This window comes from Mycobacterium sp. NGS39, assembly GCF_059812765.1.
In genome coordinates, this window is sequence record NZ_JCALDH010000013.1 from 87,565 (window position 1) to 103,373 (window position 15,809).

Sequence of the window (15,809 nt, forward strand, 5' to 3'; positions counted from 1 at the left end):
GCTGACGGCTCCGACAACACCGCGCACGGCAGCAAGGTGTTGGCTATGGTTCTATCCCAACGTTCTAGCCATCGCATGCTGACCTGGAGGTGACACGTGCGCGGTCGCGCGACGCGAAGTGCTTGGGTGATCGGTGCTGTCGGGCTGCTGGTCGTCGGCATGGCCGGCTGTACCCAGTCGAAAGACGAGAACAGCGGCACGAACCTCAAGATCGTCGAGCAGGTGCCTATCGACGACAACGGCAAGGAGATCAAGCCGCCGGACACCTCCGCCGCTGCGGATCCCGCCGGCACCGGAAAGGCCACCTGCCCGCCGGTCAGCATCGCGATGGCAGGAGCGCTCAACGGCCCCGACGCCGCGCTCGGCATCAACATCAGAAACGGTGTGCAGCTGGCCGTCGACAAGCACAACGCCGCCAACCCCGGCTGCCAGGTTCAGCTCAAACCGTTCGACACCGAAGGCGATCCGCAGAAGGCGACCGCCATCGCTCCGCAGATTGTCGACGACGCGAGCATCATCGGGTTGATCGGCCCGGCCTTCTCCGGTGAGACCAAAGCCACCGGCGGTGTCTTCAACCAGGCCGGCCTGGTGGCCGCCACCGCGTCGGCGACCAACGTCACGCTGTCCCAGAACGGCTGGAAGACGTTTTTCCGCGGCCTGGGCAACGACGGCGCGCAGGGCCGTGCAGTGGCCAACTATCTGAAGAACACGCTCAACAACAAGAAGGTGTGCGTCGTCGACGACAGCACTGATTACGGCGTCGGCCTGGCCAATGTGGTCCGGCAGACCCTCGGGCCGGTCGCCGACAATGCCTGCAACATCTCGGTGAAGAAGGGCGACAAGGATTTCTCCGCCGCAGTCACCCAGGTGAAGAACGCAAGCCCGGATGCGCTGTTCTACAGCGGCTACTACGCCGAAGCCGCTCCGTTCGTGCAGCAATTGCGCGATGGCGGCGTCGCGGCAACGTTCGTATCCGCCGACGGCACAAAGGATCCGGAGTTCGTCAAGCAGGCCGGCAGCGCATCGAAGGACGCGATCCTGTCATGCCCCTGCAGCCCCGCCCCGCCTGCCTTCGCCGACGAGTACACCAAGAAGTTCAACCAGGCGCCCGGCACGTACAGCACCGAGGGATACGACCTGGCCACCATCCTGCTCAAGGGCATCGACTCGGGCGCCGTCACGCGTCCGCAGCTGCACGACTACGTCCGCACGTACAACGGCCCCGGCGTCGCGCGCCAATATCAGTGGGATCCGACAGGTGAACTGACCAACACACTGATCTGGATCTACAAGGTTCAGTAGCCGCACAGGGCGAGATGCGCGTCCGAGACCCGACAACGGCGACTCGGACGCGTTCTCGTAATCGAGGAGCCGCCACCGGATGATCGACGATTGCCTCGGCCAGTGCGCCGTGTACGCCGCCAATATCACGTTCAATCTGGACGGGCTGCGGCACGGCTTCGGGCAGTTGACAATTGACGGCCTGTCCTGGGGCGCGATCTACGCGTTGGTGGCGGTCGGCTACACGCTGGTGTTCGGCGTGCTGCGGCTGATCAACTTCGCGCACTCCGAGATCTTCATGCTCGGCATGTTCGGCTCCTACTTCGCGCTCGACATGATTCTCGGCTTCGCCCCGAGCGGAAACGCATACGGCAAGGGAATCGCGCTGACGGTGCTGTATCTCGGGATCGCGATGATTGTCGCGATGGCCGTATCCGGTTCGGCTGCAATCGGTTTGGAAGCAGTGGCATACCGGCCGCTGCGCCGGCGAAACGCCCGCCCGCTCACCTTCCTGATCACCGCGATCGGTATGTCGTTCGTGCTCCAGGAATTCGTGCACTTCGTGCTGCCGCAGTTGCTGAAGGGCTACGGCGGCAGCAACGCCCAGCAGCCGATCATCCTGGTGGTGCCCAAGGTTCAGTTCAGGGTGTTCGGCGCCAACATCTCGAACATCACTCTGGTGATCATTGCCGCTGCGCTGATCTTCGCGGCGCTTACCGACGTGGCGATCAACCGGACGAAATTCGGTCGTGGCATCCGCGCGGTGGCCCAAGATCCCACGACGGCCACTCTGATGGGCGTGTCGCGAGAACGCACCATCATGACCACATTCCTCATCGGTGGCCTGCTGGCCGGAGCAGCGGCACTGCTGTACACGCTGAAGGTGCCGCAGGGGATCATCTACTCGGGCGGCTTCCTACTCGGTATCAAAGCCTTCTCTGCCGCCGTGCTGGGCGGCATCGGCAATCTGCGAGGGGCACTGCTGGGCGGTCTGCTGCTGGGAGTCATGGAGAACTACGGGCAGGCCGTCTTCGGAACCCAGTGGCGTGACGTCGTGGCGTTCGTGTTGCTGGTGTTGGTGCTGCTGGTCCGTCCGACGGGGATACTGGGTGAAAGCCTCGGGAAGGCACGGGTATGAGCTGGACCCAGCCGCTCAGTCGCCCCGGCGACGCGCTGCGCCAGTGGTGGAACGGACTGAGCCGATATGCGAAATGGGTTGTCGGCGTTGGTATTTTCGTGCTGGTCGCATTGTTGCCGCTCCACACGCCCGGCTTCCTGGACACACCGGGCATCAGCTTCGGCGGGGTGATGGCGCAGTTCGCGATGGTGGCGCTAATCGCGATCGGGCTCAACGTGGTGGTCGGCCAGGCGGGCCTGCTCGATCTCGGCTACGTCGGGTTCTACGCCGTCGGCGCCTACACCGTCGCACTGCTCACCAGTCCGGACAGTCCATGGAACAAGATGGGGCCGACTGGCTTCTTCAGCACCGACTGGGCGTGGCTGTCGTGTGTGCCGATCGCAATCTGCGTCACCGCATTCGCGGGACTGGTCCTCGGCACACCGACGCTGCGGCTGCGCGGCGACTATCTGGCCATTGTCACTCTCGGCTTCGGCGAGATCATCCGGCTGCTGGCCGACAATCTGCAGGACATCACCAACGGATCGCGCGGCCTCAACCAGATCGCCTACCCGCGGTTGGGGGAGCGGGACAACTTGCCGCAAGGCGTGTTCTCCAGCGGCAATTCGGGCGGCGACGCCAACTACGGAACCTGGTGGTTCTGGCTGGGGCTGGTGTTGGTGGCAGCCGTGTTGATCCTCGTCGGCAATCTGGAGCGAAGCAGGGTGGGACGGGCGTGGGTAGCCATCCGCGAGGATGAGGATGCCGCAGAGGTGATGGGCGTCAACACTTTTCGATTCAAGCTGTGGGCGTTCGTGATCGGCGCCGGGATCGGCGGGCTGTCCGGTGCGCTGTATGCGGGGCAGGTGCAGTACGTGGCACCCACCAACTTCAACATCATCAACTCGATGCTCTTTCTGTGCGCGGTGGTGCTTGGCGGGCAGGGCAACAAGTTGGGCGTCATATTCGGCGCATTCGTCATTGTCTACCTGCCCAACCGATTGCTCGGCGTGCACTTCCTCGGCATCAATCTCGGCGACCTCAAATACCTTTTCTTCGGTCTCGCGCTGGTGGTGCTGATGATCTTCCGGCCGCAGGGCCTCTTCCCGGTGCGCCAGCAGCTGCTGGCCTATGGCAAGTCGGCGCGGCAGCTGCTGCGGCGCAGTGAGTCGCGCGTATGAGCGTCGATGAGGTCGCAGGGCTACACCGTGAGGTGCACGCGGCTGAGGGTGAAACTCTCTTGGAGACAAGAGATCTCACGGTGCGGTTCGGTGGTCTGGTGGCGCTCGACGCCGTGAGTTTCAGCATCCGGCGCGGCGAGATCCTTGGACTCATCGGTCCAAACGGTGCCGGCAAGACGACGTGCTTCAACGCGATCACCGGCGTGTATCGCCCCAGCGCGGGCACGGTGATCTTCGACGGCGCGCCACTGGGTCGCATCAAACGCCACCAGATCACTCGCCGCGGCATCGCCCGCACGTTCCAGAACATCAGGCTCTGGGGCGAGATGACGGCCCTGGAGAACGTCGTCGTGGGGACCGATGCACGTCATAAGACATCGGTGCCCGGCGCGATCCTTCGTGGCCCCCGCCATCGCCGCGAGGAGCGCGATGCGATCGAACGCGCCGCCGCGCTGCTGAAGTTTGTCGGGATCGCGTCGCGTGGCGAGGAAAAGGCCAAAAATCTGCCCTATGGCGATCAACGGCGGCTGGAAATCGCCCGGGCGCTGGCCACCGAACCGAAGCTGCTGTGCCTCGACGAGCCGGCAGCCGGATTCAATCCCGCCGAAAAGGCGGCACTGATCGAGCTGATCAACAAGATTCGCGACGACGGATACACCGTGCTGCTCATCGAGCACGACATGCGGCTGGTGATGGGTGTCACCGACCGGATCGTGGTGCTGGAGTTCGGCCGTAAAATCGCCGAGGGCGTTCCGTCGGCGATCCGTGACGACCCGGCGGTGATTGCCGCCTACCTGGGAGTGCCCGATGACGACATCCGATAGCAGGGCGGTGCTGCTCGAATTGCGCGACGTCGTCGTGCATTACGGCCGGATCGAGGCGCTGCACGGCGTGTCGCTCCAGGTGCGGGAGGGTGAGCTGGTCACGCTCCTGGGTTCCAATGGCGCCGGCAAGACCACCACCATGCGAGCGATCTCCGGTCTGCGGCCGCTGACCCGCGGCTCCATCTGGTTCGAAGGCCGCGACATCTCCCGGGTGAAGGCTCACCAGCGGGTGGTCGACGGGCTGATCCAGGCGCCCGAGGGCCGCGGTGTGTTCCCCGGGATGTCCGTCGTCGAGAACCTCGAAATGGGCTGCTACGGAAGGACTTTCCCGTCACGAGCCGAGCACCGGGAAAAACTCGAGTGGATCTTCGAGACGTTCCCGCGGTTGGCGGAACGGCGTCAGCAGGTGGGCGGCACACTGTCCGGCGGCGAACAGCAGATGCTCGCCATCGCGCGAGCTCTGATGGCCAGACCAAAGGTGCTGCTGCTCGACGAACCGTCGATGGGTCTGGCCCCCATGATGATTCAGCAGATCTTCCGGATCATCGCCGAGATCAACTCGCAAGGCACCACGGTGCTGCTGGTCGAGCAAAATGCCCAGCAGGCCTTGAGCCGTTCGGACCGCGCCTACATCCTCGAGACCGGAACCATCACGCGCGAAGGGCAGGCGCAGCAGCTCCTCAACGACGACAGCATCCGGGCCGCCTACCTCGGCGTTGCCTGACGTGTGATGCACGCAGGACGACAAGGCGTGCTGCGAGCCGCCGCTGCAACGGCTTTACCGTCACAGCGTGGAGTCGGCCACGGTCGGCTGACTCGGTGGGGGAACAGACCGGTTGGCGGTTGACCGGCGCCGCAGCCACCAACCCGCGCCGGCCAGCCCGGCTGCCGCAACCAGGACCAGCGTCGGCCAGAACGCCGCTTCGAGTAGCCAAAGTCGTCGCTGAGCCTTGAACACGCGGCGCTGCGCCTCACGCAGCCTGGCTATTGCTGTCATGGCCGTCCTTTTCGAGAAGCGGTGAGCGATCCACACCGGTTTCTACCCGGGCGACAGCGGTACAAACGTGGCAGCGCGAGTCAAGGTTGCTCGCCAAGCTCAGCCAGAGCGGTCAGCGCGCGACGATCACCGACGACCCGTGACCGAACAGGCCTTGATTGGCCGTGATGCCGACGGCCGCATTCTCGACCTGACGCCCTGTGGCCTGCCCGCGCAGTTGCCAATTCAATTCGCACACTTGAGCAATCGCCTGTGCGGGAATCGCTTCACCGAAGCACGCCAGTCCGCCGGACGGATTCACCGGCACGCGGCCGCCGATCGTCGTCGCCCCGCTGCGCAGCAGCTTCTCTGCCTCACCCTTGGCGCACAGCCCCAGGTGTTCATACCAGTCGAGTTCCAGCGCCGTGGACAGGTCGTAGACCTCGGCCAAGCTGATGTCCTCGGGGCCGATACCCGCTTCGGCGTACGCTGCGTCGATGATCTGGTCCTTGAACACCCGGTCAGATGCAGGTACTACTGCCGTGGAATCCGTTGCAATGTCGGGCAATTCGGGCAGATGCTGAGGGTACCGCGGTGTGACGGTGCTGACCGCCCGCACCGACGGAACTCCGTCCAGTGAACCCAAATGCTTCCGCGCAAACTCGGCGCTGGCCACCACAAGCGCAGCCGCGCCGTCAGACGTCGCGCAGATGTCCAACTGCCGCAACGGATCTGCCACCACCGGGCTGGCGAGCACGTCGTCCACCGACGTCTCCTTGCGGTAGCGCGCATACGGGTTCTGAAGCCCATGACGGGCGTTCTTCACCTTGACCTGAGCGAAATCCTCGGAGGTGGCACCGTAGAGATCCATTCGCCTGCGAGCAAGTAAGGCGAAGTACACGGGGTTCATCGCCCCGATCAAATGGAAGCGCTGCCAGTCCGGGTCGTTTTTGCGCTCCCCGCCGACGGGTGCGAACGCGCCCTTGGGCGTGGTGTCTGCACCGACAACCAGCGCGACATCGCAGAAGCCCGCGAGAATTTGCGCGCGAGCGCTTTGCAGGGCTTGCGAACCGCTGGCGCAGGCGGCGTAGCTGGAGCTGACGGGCACGCCGTTCCAGCCGAGCTTCTGGGCGAACGTCGAACCGGCGATGAAGCCGGGGTAGCCGTTGCGAATGGTGTCAGCGCCGGCGACGAACTGAATCTGCCGCCAATCCAGACCCGCCTCGGCCAAAGCCGCACGCGCAGCGACGACGCCGTACTCGGTGAAGTCGCGGCCCCATTTGCCCCACGGGTGCATACCGGCGCCGAGTATGTAAAGAGGTTCGGGGCTCATTGCGCAGTGCCTTCCCTGCTCCTCGCGTCCGCAATCCTCCACGCGTGCACCACGCGCTCGACGCCGTCGTCATCGACGAACAGCGGCATGGTGGTCAGTTCCATCTCCATGCCGACTTTCAGGTCGGCGGCCAAGGAGCCCTCGACGACCTTGCCCAGGACGATCATTCCCTCGTCGGCGAGCTCCACTGCAGCAATGGCGAACGGTTCGAACGGATCTGGCGCCGGGTAGGGCGCCGGCGGCGGATACCGGTTTTCGGTGTAGCTCCACAACGTGCCGCGACGGGACAGCGGAACCTGCGCGAGCTCGTCGCCGTCGCAGGCGGGATTGGGGCAGTTGTTGGCACGCGGCGGAAAGACATAGGTGCCGCACCGGTGGCACTTGGAACCGATCAGGTACGGCGCGCCTGAACCGTCGGTGGCGAACCAGCCGTCAATCGCCGGTTGGGTGGATATCGACACGTCGGTTAGCGTACCGACCGCGAGCGCAAAACTGAAACGTGTTCCAATTGTGGCTCAGACAGCACCGTCGCCGACGTCGACGAGGATCCGCTCCAGCTCGTCGGGACAATCGCGCATGAGGTTATGGCCTCCGTCGAGGCTGTGCGTGTTCCACCACGGATCAGCCCGCAGCTTCTCGTAGGTGGCACGGAAGGGCGATTCGCCGGCCCACCGCTGCGCGAACACGTAGTCGCGGCGCCGAAACCCACTCAAGTCGCCGTGCAACACGATCCGCTGGAGAAGAGCGGCTAGCGGGTGCGCCGTTGCACGTTCGTCGAAGAAGGGCAGCGGCGGGACGCCGTACCCCGTCTCGTCCACTCCGATGTACCACTCGCGCTGCTCGTCGGTGGTCAACGTCCAGCACGAATCGCCATGGCGGGGAACGAATGCGTCGATGTAAACCAGCGAATCGACGATCTGTGGCAGCTGATCGGCGACGCCGGTGATCACCATTCCGCCGTAGCTGTGCCCGACGAGGACCGCGTCACGTACCTGCTCGGCGACGACCGCGGACGCGACGTCGCGGATGTGGGTGTCCAGGTTCACGCCGGAATGCAGCAGGTGCGCGCGTTCGGAGACGCCGGTCAACGTGTACGCCAAGACCCGGTGACCCCGGGAGCGCAGCCTGGCCGCGAGATCGTCGAAGCACCAAGCGCCATGGCACGCACCGGGGATCAACACGAAGGTGGACATGGCCTCTTTATGCCACAGCGGTTCTGTGTCGGCGCGGCTGCCTAGAGTGAATCCGTGAGCCCCGCCAAGTCAGCGTCCCCTTCCGCCCCGCCTGCCGGAGCCGATACCGCGGCCAAGCCCACTTTGATGCTGTTGGACGGAAATTCGCTGGCGTTTCGCGCGTTCTATGCGCTACCGGCGGAGAACTTCAAGACCCAGGGCGGACTGACCACGAACGCGGTGTACGGGTTCACCGCGATGTTGATCAACCTGTTGCGCGACGAGACGCCCACCCATGTCGCCGCCGCGTTCGACGTGTCCCGGCAGACCTTCCGCGCCGACAAGTTCCCGGAATACAAAGCCAACCGGACGTCCACGCCTGACGAGTTCCGCGGTCAGATCGAGATCACCAAAGAGGTCCTCAACGCTCTGGGCATCACGGTGCTCGCCGAACCCGGGTACGAGGCCGACGACGTCATCGCCACGTTGGCCACCCAGGCGGAGGAAGCCGGCTTCCGGGTACTGGTGGTGACCGGGGATCGCGATTCCCTGCAGCTCGTCAGCGACAACGTGACCGTGCTCTATCCCAGGAAAGGTGTCAGCGAACTCACCCGCTTCACACCCGAGGCAGTGGTCGAGAAATACGGCTTGACGCCCAAGCAATACCCGGATTATGCCGCGCTGCGGGGCGATCCCAGTGACAACCTGCCCGGCATCCCCGGCGTGGGGGAGAAGACGGCCGCGAAGTGGATCGCCGAATACGGTTCGCTTCAGGCGCTCGTCGACAACGTCGACTCGGTGCGCGGCAAGGTCGGAGATGCGTTGCGCGCCAACCTTTCTCATGTCGTACTCAATCGCGAGCTCACCGACCTGGTGAAAGACGTGCCGCTCGCGCAGACGCCCGACATGCTGCGCATGCAGCCGTGGGACCGCGACCACATCCACCGGCTGTTCGACGACCTCGAATTCCGGGTCCTGCGCGACAGGCTGTTCGACACCCTCGCGGCCGTCGAGCCCGAAGTCGACGAAGGGTTCGACGTTCGCGGCGGCGCCCTGGCACCCGGTGAAGTCGCCGAGTGGCTGGCGGAGCACGCGTCCGATGGCCGTCGCGCCGGCGTGTCCGTGGTCGGCCCGCACGTCGTGGCTGACGGTGACGCAACGTCGGTGGCCATCGCCGCTCCGGACGGCGACTCGGGCTACATCGACACCGCGACGATGACCGCGGACGACGAGCGCGCGCTGGGTCGGTGGCTGGCAGACGAGAGCCAACCGAAGGCCCTGCATGAGGCCAAGTGGGCGATGCACGACCTCGCCGCCCGGGGCTGGGACCTACGGGGTGTCACATCCGACACCGCATTGGCGGCGTACCTGGTGCGGCCCGGGCAGCGCAGCTTCACCCTCGAGGACCTGTCGCTGCGGTACCTGCGCCGTGAACTGCGCGCCGACAACCCCGAGCAAGCGCAGCTGTCGCTGCTTGACGACAGCGAGGGCGTCGACGATCAGGCAGTGCAGGCGCAAATTCTGCGGGCCAGGGCGGTAGTGGACCTGGCCGAGGCTCTCGACGCGGAGCTGGAGCGCATGGAGTGCTCGTCGCTTCTCGGCGACATGGAACTGCCCGTGCAACGCGTGCTCGCCGAGATGGAAAAGGCCGGTATCGCGGTCGATCTCGACCAGCTCACCGACCTGCAGCGCCAGTTCGCCGACCAGATCCGCGATGCGGCGGAGGCGGCGTACGCGGTGATCGGCAAGCAGATCAACCTCGGTTCGCCCAAACAACTGCAGGTGGTCCTGTTCGACGAGCTGCAGATGCCGAAGACCAAGCGCACCAAGACCGGCTACACCACCGATGCCGACGCGCTGCAGTCGCTCTACGACAAGACGGGGCATCCGTTCCTGCAGCATCTGTTGGCCCACCGCGACGTGACGCGGCTCAAGGTCACCGTTGACGGGCTGCTGAATTCGGTGGCCGCCGACGGACGAATTCACACCACCTTCAACCAGACCATCGCGGCCACCGGCCGGCTCTCCTCAACCGAGCCCAACCTGCAGAACATCCCGATCCGCACCGACGCCGGCCGGCAGATCCGCGACGCATTCGTGGTCGGCCGAGGCTACGACGAGCTGATGACCGCGGACTACAGCCAGATCGAGATGCGGATCATGGCGCACCTGTCGCACGACGAGGGGCTGATCGAGGCGTTCCGAACGGGTGAAGACCTGCACTCGTTCGTGGCCTCGCGCGCGTTCGGCGTGCCGATCGATGAGGTCACCGCCGACTTGCGGCGCCGCGTGAAGGCGATGTCGTACGGGCTGGCGTACGGGCTGAGTGCCTACGGGCTCGCACAGCAGCTCAAGATCTCCACCGAAGAAGCCAAGCAGCAGATGGAGCAGTACTTCGCTCGCTTCGGCGGCGTGCGCGACTACCTGCACGAGGTCGTCGATCAGGCGCGGAAGGACGGCTACACGTCGACGGTGCTGGGTCGTCGTCGCTATCTACCCGAACTGGACAGCAGCAATCGCCAGGTGCGGGAGGCGGCGGAGCGGGCGGCCCTGAACGCCCCGATCCAGGGCAGCGCCGCCGACATCATCAAGGTCGCGATGATCAACGTCGATACGGCCCTCAAACACGCCGGCCTCAAGTCGAGAATGCTGTTGCAGGTGCACGACGAACTGCTGCTCGAGGTCGCGCCTGGGGAGCGCGAGGCGCTCGAGAAGTTGGTGCGCGAGAAGATGGGCAGCGCTTATCCGCTCGACGTGCCGCTGGAAGTTTCCGTGGGATATGGCCGCAGCTGGGACGCGGCGGCGCACTAACTGTTCACGCCCGCCCGCTGCCGCGGGTTGAACGGTCGAGGGCCCTTTAGGGCACCCGGTAGCCCGCCAGCCGCTGCAGAATCGGCGCGGCGGCCCGGGCCGCGTAGACGCCGTACGCCTCTTCGGTCTGCAGCGCGAACACCCTAGGGTCGCCGAAACCTCGCTCGATGCGGTCTCGGACGAACGCGAGCTCGACCACTTGCGCCGCGAAGATCTTGACCGCTTTACCGGCGCTCGGTCCCCCCAGCCGGGTCGCCTCGGCGATCGCCAGTTTGCGACCGCGAATCGAACCCAGCCAGGTGGCCTCTTCGGCGTCACCAGACCGGCCGCCACCATCCCGGGCAGCTTGGCGGCTACCACACGCTGCTCGCGGCGTCGGCTGGCAACTGCGAGCGCCACCGCGAACACGAAGATGGGCATCATCCACAACAGGTAGACGCCGAAGTACGCCTGCGCGCTCAGCAGCGCGGACCCGTTCCACATGCCGTGCATGACCACCGCACCGATGTAGCCCAGCAGCACCCACCCGGCCTTGGCTGCTGCACTGCGCTGCTGGAGCGCGAAATACAACCCGACCGCAAAGAATGACGTGAACAGCGGATGGGCGAACGGGCCCATGACCAAGCGCATCGCTGCCGTGGTCAGTGTGCCGGCGAGTGACTCACCGTTCGCGATGTAGAGGATGTCCTCGAGCCAGGCGAAACCGGCCGCGGTGAGCCCCGCATACACCAGGCAATCGGTCAACGAGTTGAGCTCGTTGCGCCGCACGCCAGTCATCATCAGCAGTAGAAACAGGCCCTTCGCCGCCTCCTCGATCAGCGGCCCGCCAATTGCGACGGATGCGGCGCTGACACCTTCACCACGATGGACTAGGGAGTCGAAATACAGTTCCAACACCACCGACATGACGACGGCGACCGACGCGCCCCACACGAAGGCGAGAACGAGCAGCCTCGGCGGCTCCGGCTCCCACCGGTCCAGCCACAGGTAGGCGAGGACGACGCCGGCCATGGCCAGCGTGGAGAGCACAAAGCCGATCGCTGTGCCGGCAGGATTGAGCGCAGTCAGCAGAATGACGATCAACCCGGCGACGGTTCCCAGCGCAATGAGCAGCCCGAGCGGCGCCCCGACCTTGCGCATGCGCCGCTGAAATGGTGGAGCCGGGGGCGGACCCACGGCCGGCGGCCGTTGCGGCATCCCGGGTTGCGACACGACAGCAGGGTAGCGGCCACGGCCGACCAAGCCTGTCGGCTCTTCGCGCAAGGGCTCATCGCAGTTTGTTCAGGATGTGCACAGTCGAGTAACCTCGGCAGATGGCTCGCGGCCTGTTCGCGAGCGCATAACGACATCGGCGCGCGCCGAGTCATCGAACTGTCCCTACGACCTAACCTGTCCGGAGCAACCCAACAACATGCCAAGTCCCTCCGTCGCCTCGCCCCAAGTAGCCGTCAACGACATCGGCTCGAGCGAGGACTTTCTCGCCGCCATCGACAAAACAATCAAATACTTCAACGATGGCGACATCGTGGAAGGGACGATCGTCAAGGTTGACCGTGACGAAGTCCTGCTCGACATCGGCTACAAGACCGAAGGTGTCATCCCGTCCCGCGAGCTGTCCATCAAGCACGACGTCGACCCCAACGAGGTTGTCAAAGTCGGCGACGAGGTCGAAGCTCTTGTTCTCACCAAGGAGGACAAGGAAGGCCGGCTCATCCTGTCCAAGAAGCGCGCACAGTACGAGCGCGCCTGGGGCACGATCGAAGCGCTCAAAGAGAAGGACGAGGCCGTCAAGGGCACCGTCATCGAGGTAGTCAAGGGTGGCCTGATCCTCGACATCGGACTGCGCGGCTTCCTGCCGGCCTCACTGGTCGAGATGCGGCGCGTACGTGACCTGCAGCCCTACATCGGCAAGGAGCTCGAGGCCAAGATCATCGAGCTGGACAAGAACCGCAACAACGTGGTGCTCTCCCGCCGCGCCTGGCTGGAGCAGACCCAGTCCGAGGTGCGCAGCGAGTTCCTCAACCAGCTTCAGAAGGGCGCCATCCGCAAGGGCGTGGTCAGCTCGATCGTCAACTTCGGCGCGTTCGTGGACCTCGGCGGCGTCGACGGTCTGGTGCACGTCTCCGAGCTGTCCTGGAAGCACATCGACCATCCGTCCGAGGTGGTTCAGGTGGGCGACGAGGTGACCGTCGAGGTCCTCGACGTCGACATGGATCGCGAGCGGGTTTCGTTGTCGCTCAAGGCAACTCAAGAAGACCCGTGGCGTCACTTCGCCCGCACCCACGCGATCGGCCAGATCGTCCCGGGCAAGGTCACCAAGCTGGTGCCGTTCGGTGCGTTCGTCCGCGTCGAAGAGGGCATCGAGGGCCTGGTGCACATCTCCGAGCTGGCCGAGCGTCACGTCGAGGTGCCCGACCAGGTGGTCCAGGTGGGCGACGACGCGATGGTGAAGGTCATCGACATCGACCTGGAGCGCCGCCGCATCTCGCTTTCCCTCAAGCAGGCCAACGAGGACTACACCGAAGAGTTCGACCCGAGCAAGTACGGCATGGCTGACAGCTACGACGAGCAGGGCAACTACATCTTCCCCGAGGGCTTCGACCCCGAGACCAACGAATGGCTCGAAGGCTTCGAGAAGCAGCGCGCCGAGTGGGAGGCCCGCTACGCCGAGGCGGAGCGCCGGCACAAGATGCACACCGCGCAGATGGAGAAGTTCGCCGCTGCCGAGGCGGCCGCTGCCGAGAGGCCGGCCGGCAACGGTACCGGGCGGTCCGACGAGTCGCAGTCCGGCGGTTCGCTGGCCAGCGACGAGCAGTTGGCCGCGCTGCGGGAGAAGCTCGCCGGCAACGCCTAGCGCTCAATGCTTCGGATCGGGCTGACCGGCGGCATCGGTGCCGGAAAGTCCACGGTCTCAGCGGTTTTCGCAGAGTGCGGCGGCATCATCGTCGACGGCGACGTGATTGCGCGGGAAGTCGTCGAACCCGGCACCGAAGGGTTGGCCAAACTCGTCGACGCGTTCGGTGACGACATTCTGCTCCCCGACGGCGCACTGGATCGTCCGGCATTGGCAGCAAAGGCTTTTCGCGACGAGAAGGCGCGCGCAACGCTGAACGGGATCGTGCATCCACTGGTGGCGCGACGGCGCGCCGAGATCATTGCTGGCGTGTCAGAAGACGACGTCGTGGTCGAGGACATCCCGCTGCTGGTGGAAAGCGGCATGGCGCCGTTGTTCCCGCTCGTCGTCATCGTGCACGCCGAGGTCGAAGAGCGGGTGAGGCGGCTGATCAAACGCGGCATGGCCGAGGGCGACGCGCGCGCCCGCATCGCCGCGCAGGCCACCGAGGAGCAACGCCGGGCCGTCGCCGACGTGTGGCTGGACAATTCCGGATCCGAGGACGACCTCGTGCGGCGCGCAAGGGAGCTGTGGCACCAGCGCATCGTGCCGTTCGGGCACAACCTCCGGCAGGGCCGCGTCGCCACTGCGCCCGCGGAACTGGTGCCCGCCGACCCGACGTGGCCGGCGCAGGCCCGCCGCATCGTCGAACGGTTGAAGACCGCGTGCGGACACCACGCCGTGCGGGTGGACCACATCGGGTCCACGGCGGTGCCGGGTATGGACGCCGAAGACGTGATCGATGTGCAAGTGACCGTCGCATCGCTGGCGGTCGCCGACGAGATCGCCGACGCGCTGACTCAGGCCGGATACCCCCGCATCGACGCGATCACCGCAGACGTCGCCAAGCCCGACGCTCGCAGCACCGTGAGCGAATTCGACCATGCCGACGATCCGGCCTTGTGGGAGAAGCGGTTTCACGCCTCGGCGGATCCGGGGAGGCCGACGCATGTGCATGTGCGGGTGAATGGCTGGCCGAACCAGCAGTTCGCGCTGCTGTTCGCCGAGTGGTTGCGGGCACATCCAGACGTGCAGGCCGACTACCTCGCCGCCAAGCGTGCGGCGCCGGGTGCACCGGAAAACGCCGATGCGAAAGAGCGATGGTTGCTCGGCGCCTACCGGCGAGCATGGAAGTGGGCTGACGCGACGGGCTGGCGGCCCTGACCGCCTCAGCCGGCCGGTGACATGCCGGCATCCACCGATGCGGGGGGCGTGTCGGCAGGACCGTTACTCGGAGCGCCGGTCACCGGTGCTTGACAGGTCAAGGCGCCGTAGTCGGGGTCGTCTCGGACCGGCAGCGCCCGCGGGGCGATGAAATCGTCGGCTTGGGCGGCCACCGCGTCGTCGACCAAGATCTCGCAGTGCAGATTCGCGGAGTACGGCCATTCGATGGACACCCGAAGTTTGGCCTCTTGGGTCGCGGGCAGGACGGTGTTCGCTTCGAATACCCGCCCGGGAAGCATCGTCGGGGTGGCGGTTTCGGTCTGGTTGTTCTGGGCGGCGTAGCTGATCAACGCGCCACGGGACGCGCCATCGATCCGGACGCGGTAGGTGACGTTGTGCAAGTCGACATTGTCGGCTGCGGCATGGGGCGCGATCACCTGAGCCGCCGCCGCAACCACGCAGGCGACGCCCACGGCTATGCGGATGTCGGTGATCATGATTGGAGATTACCTGCGCCATGTCAGCTCGATACCTTCGGTGGACAGCCACCGGTGCAGGTCGTGGCCGTGCTGAGCGAGGCCTGTGATCGCCCGGACGGCTCGATGGAGGGCCTGCTCGGCCGTCCGCGATGTCACGAGCCCATGGTGGTGGGCGTCCAAGAGTTCGTCGACATCGAGCAGCTCAGTGCAGCGACCGGCGTGGGTGACCAGATCGAGGTAGTGGTCCTCGGTGCGCCAGACCGAGTCGCCCGCGACGATGTCGCCGATGTCGAGGTAGAAGTCCTGCTCGCGTTCGTGGCCGGGAGTGAAGTGGAAGACGTTGACCCGCAGCCCGAGCGCAGGCAACAGCCAGGACTCGAGGTAATGGAACTGGGCGCGGCCGGGCGTCGGCCGGGCCATGTACAAACCCCACGGCATGACGGTGTAGACGTCGACGGCGCGCACGATGCCTTTCGGGTCGGTGTTGGTGCGCGCGACGAGGTCGAACGTTTCACGTTTCGGCGGATGGATGGGCCCAGCTTACGTTCGGGAAGAGAACCTGTCGGTGGCTGGTTCTA

Annotated in this window: 14 protein-coding genes and 1 pseudogene; 8 read left to right on the forward strand and 7 right to left on the reverse strand. The window is 65.5% G+C overall.

Going from position 1 to position 15,809, the window contains the following annotated elements; genetic code table 11:
- Positions 1 to 96 precede the first annotated feature (96 nt).
- The 5 genes from AC5Y39_RS17965 (at position 97) to AC5Y39_RS17985 (ending at position 5,127) form a co-directional block, all read left to right on the forward strand.
- Positions 97 to 1,302, forward strand: coding sequence for a branched-chain amino acid ABC transporter substrate-binding protein (locus AC5Y39_RS17965; protein WP_500020512.1), 1,206 nt, complete (start codon positions 97 to 99; stop codon positions 1,300 to 1,302).
- Between the two features lie 79 nt (positions 1,303 to 1,381).
- The gene (locus AC5Y39_RS17970; protein ID WP_500020514.1) at positions 1,382 to 2,419 is read left to right on the forward strand and encodes a branched-chain amino acid ABC transporter permease; all 1,038 of its coding nucleotides are present in this window, start codon (positions 1,382 to 1,384) and stop codon (positions 2,417 to 2,419) included.
- On the forward strand, positions 2,416 to 3,579 hold the full coding sequence (locus AC5Y39_RS17975) for a branched-chain amino acid ABC transporter permease (RefSeq protein ID WP_500020516.1): 1,164 nt from the start codon (positions 2,416 to 2,418) through the stop codon (positions 3,577 to 3,579). Before AC5Y39_RS17970 ends, AC5Y39_RS17975 begins: the two co-directional genes overlap by 4 nt.
- Positions 3,576 to 4,403 (forward strand): ABC transporter ATP-binding protein, encoded by an 828-nt coding sequence (locus tag AC5Y39_RS17980; RefSeq protein WP_500020518.1) that lies wholly within the window; start codon positions 3,576 to 3,578, stop codon positions 4,401 to 4,403. The genes AC5Y39_RS17975 and AC5Y39_RS17980 overlap by 4 nt, the downstream gene beginning before the upstream one ends.
- A complete protein-coding gene (locus AC5Y39_RS17985) occupies positions 4,387 to 5,127 on the forward strand; it encodes an ABC transporter ATP-binding protein (protein WP_500020520.1) in 741 nt (246 codons plus the stop codon). The genes AC5Y39_RS17980 and AC5Y39_RS17985 overlap by 17 nt, the downstream gene beginning before the upstream one ends.
- 60 nt (positions 5,128 to 5,187) lie before the next feature.
- Here the strand turns inward: AC5Y39_RS17985 and AC5Y39_RS17990 are convergent, their stop codons facing one another.
- The 4 genes from AC5Y39_RS17990 to AC5Y39_RS18005 form a co-directional block, all read right to left on the reverse strand.
- On the reverse strand, positions 5,188 to 5,400 hold the full coding sequence (locus AC5Y39_RS17990) for a hypothetical protein (RefSeq protein ID WP_500020522.1): 213 nt from the start codon (positions 5,398 to 5,400) through the stop codon (positions 5,188 to 5,190).
- Between the two features lie 112 nt (positions 5,401 to 5,512).
- Positions 5,513 to 6,712, reverse strand: a complete 1,200-nt coding sequence (locus AC5Y39_RS17995) for a lipid-transfer protein (protein ID WP_500020524.1) — start codon at positions 6,710 to 6,712, stop codon at positions 5,513 to 5,515.
- On the reverse strand, positions 6,709 to 7,173 hold the full coding sequence (locus tag AC5Y39_RS18000; RefSeq protein WP_500020526.1) for a Zn-ribbon domain-containing OB-fold protein: 465 nt from the start codon (positions 7,171 to 7,173) through the stop codon (positions 6,709 to 6,711). The genes AC5Y39_RS17995 and AC5Y39_RS18000 overlap by 4 nt, the downstream gene beginning before the upstream one ends.
- 54 nt (positions 7,174 to 7,227) lie before the next feature.
- Positions 7,228 to 7,905, reverse strand: coding sequence for an alpha/beta fold hydrolase (locus tag AC5Y39_RS18005; RefSeq protein WP_500020528.1), 678 nt, complete (start codon positions 7,903 to 7,905; stop codon positions 7,228 to 7,230).
- 126 nt (positions 7,906 to 8,031) lie between these two features.
- Here AC5Y39_RS18005 and polA point away from each other — a divergent pair, with 126 nt between their 5' ends.
- Positions 8,032 to 10,695: a DNA polymerase I gene (polA, locus tag AC5Y39_RS18010; protein ID WP_500020600.1), complete on the forward strand. Its 2,664-nt coding sequence runs from the start codon at positions 8,032 to 8,034 to the stop codon at positions 10,693 to 10,695.
- Between the two features lie 46 nt (positions 10,696 to 10,741).
- Here polA and AC5Y39_RS18015 read toward each other — a convergent pair.
- Positions 10,742 to 11,892 (reverse strand): annotated as a pseudogene (locus AC5Y39_RS18015) (PrsW family intramembrane metalloprotease).
- Between the two features lie 214 nt (positions 11,893 to 12,106).
- Between AC5Y39_RS18015 and rpsA the strand changes: the two are divergent.
- Together rpsA and coaE are read left to right on the forward strand one after the other, a co-directional pair.
- The gene (gene rpsA / locus AC5Y39_RS18020) at positions 12,107 to 13,549 is read left to right on the forward strand and encodes a 30S ribosomal protein S1 (protein ID WP_500020530.1); all 1,443 of its coding nucleotides are present in this window, start codon (positions 12,107 to 12,109) and stop codon (positions 13,547 to 13,549) included.
- 6 nt (positions 13,550 to 13,555) lie between these two features.
- Positions 13,556 to 14,752 carry a dephospho-CoA kinase gene (coaE, locus tag AC5Y39_RS18025; protein WP_500020532.1) on the forward strand — a complete coding sequence of 399 codons (1,197 nt, stop codon included), beginning with the start codon at positions 13,556 to 13,558 and terminating at the stop codon, positions 14,750 to 14,752.
- Positions 14,753 to 14,757: 5 nt separating this feature from the next.
- Here coaE and AC5Y39_RS18030 read toward each other — a convergent pair whose 3' ends face one another.
- Both AC5Y39_RS18030 and AC5Y39_RS18035 read right to left on the reverse strand, forming a co-directional pair.
- Positions 14,758 to 15,249: a hypothetical protein gene (locus AC5Y39_RS18030; protein ID WP_500020534.1), complete on the reverse strand. Its 492-nt coding sequence runs from the start codon at positions 15,247 to 15,249 to the stop codon at positions 14,758 to 14,760.
- Between the two features lie 9 nt (positions 15,250 to 15,258).
- Positions 15,259 to 15,762, reverse strand: a complete 504-nt coding sequence (locus AC5Y39_RS18035) for a ribonuclease FAU-1 family protein (protein ID WP_500020601.1) — start codon at positions 15,760 to 15,762, stop codon at positions 15,259 to 15,261.
- Between the last annotated feature and the right edge of the window lie 47 nt (positions 15,763 to 15,809).

Bases quoted from the DNA above. Each gene is read 5' to 3' on its own strand.
- AC5Y39_RS17970 (WP_500020514.1), top strand. From the start codon at position 1,382: ATGATCGACGATTGCCTCGGCCAGTGCGCCGTGTACGCCGCCAATATC.
- AC5Y39_RS17995 (WP_500020524.1), bottom strand. From the start codon at position 6,712: ATGAGCCCCGAACCTCTTTACATACTCGGCGCCGGTATGCACCCGTGG.
- coaE (WP_500020532.1), top strand. From the start codon at position 13,556: ATGCTTCGGATCGGGCTGACCGGCGGCATCGGTGCCGGAAAGTCCACG.
- AC5Y39_RS17980 (WP_500020518.1), top strand. From the start codon at position 3,576: ATGAGCGTCGATGAGGTCGCAGGGCTACACCGTGAGGTGCACGCGGCT.
- AC5Y39_RS18005 (WP_500020528.1), bottom strand. From the start codon at position 7,905: ATGTCCACCTTCGTGTTGATCCCCGGTGCGTGCCATGGCGCTTGGTGC.
- polA (WP_500020600.1), top strand. From the start codon at position 8,032: ATGCTGTTGGACGGAAATTCGCTGGCGTTTCGCGCGTTCTATGCGCTA.
- AC5Y39_RS18030 (WP_500020534.1), bottom strand. From the start codon at position 15,249: ATGATCACCGACATCCGCATAGCCGTGGGCGTCGCCTGCGTGGTTGCG.
- rpsA (WP_500020530.1), top strand. From the start codon at position 12,107: ATGCCAAGTCCCTCCGTCGCCTCGCCCCAAGTAGCCGTCAACGACATC.
- AC5Y39_RS17990 (WP_500020522.1), bottom strand. From the start codon at position 5,400: ATGACAGCAATAGCCAGGCTGCGTGAGGCGCAGCGCCGCGTGTTCAAG.
- AC5Y39_RS17975 (WP_500020516.1), top strand. From the start codon at position 2,416: ATGAGCTGGACCCAGCCGCTCAGTCGCCCCGGCGACGCGCTGCGCCAG.
- AC5Y39_RS17985 (WP_500020520.1), top strand. From the start codon at position 4,387: ATGACGACATCCGATAGCAGGGCGGTGCTGCTCGAATTGCGCGACGTC.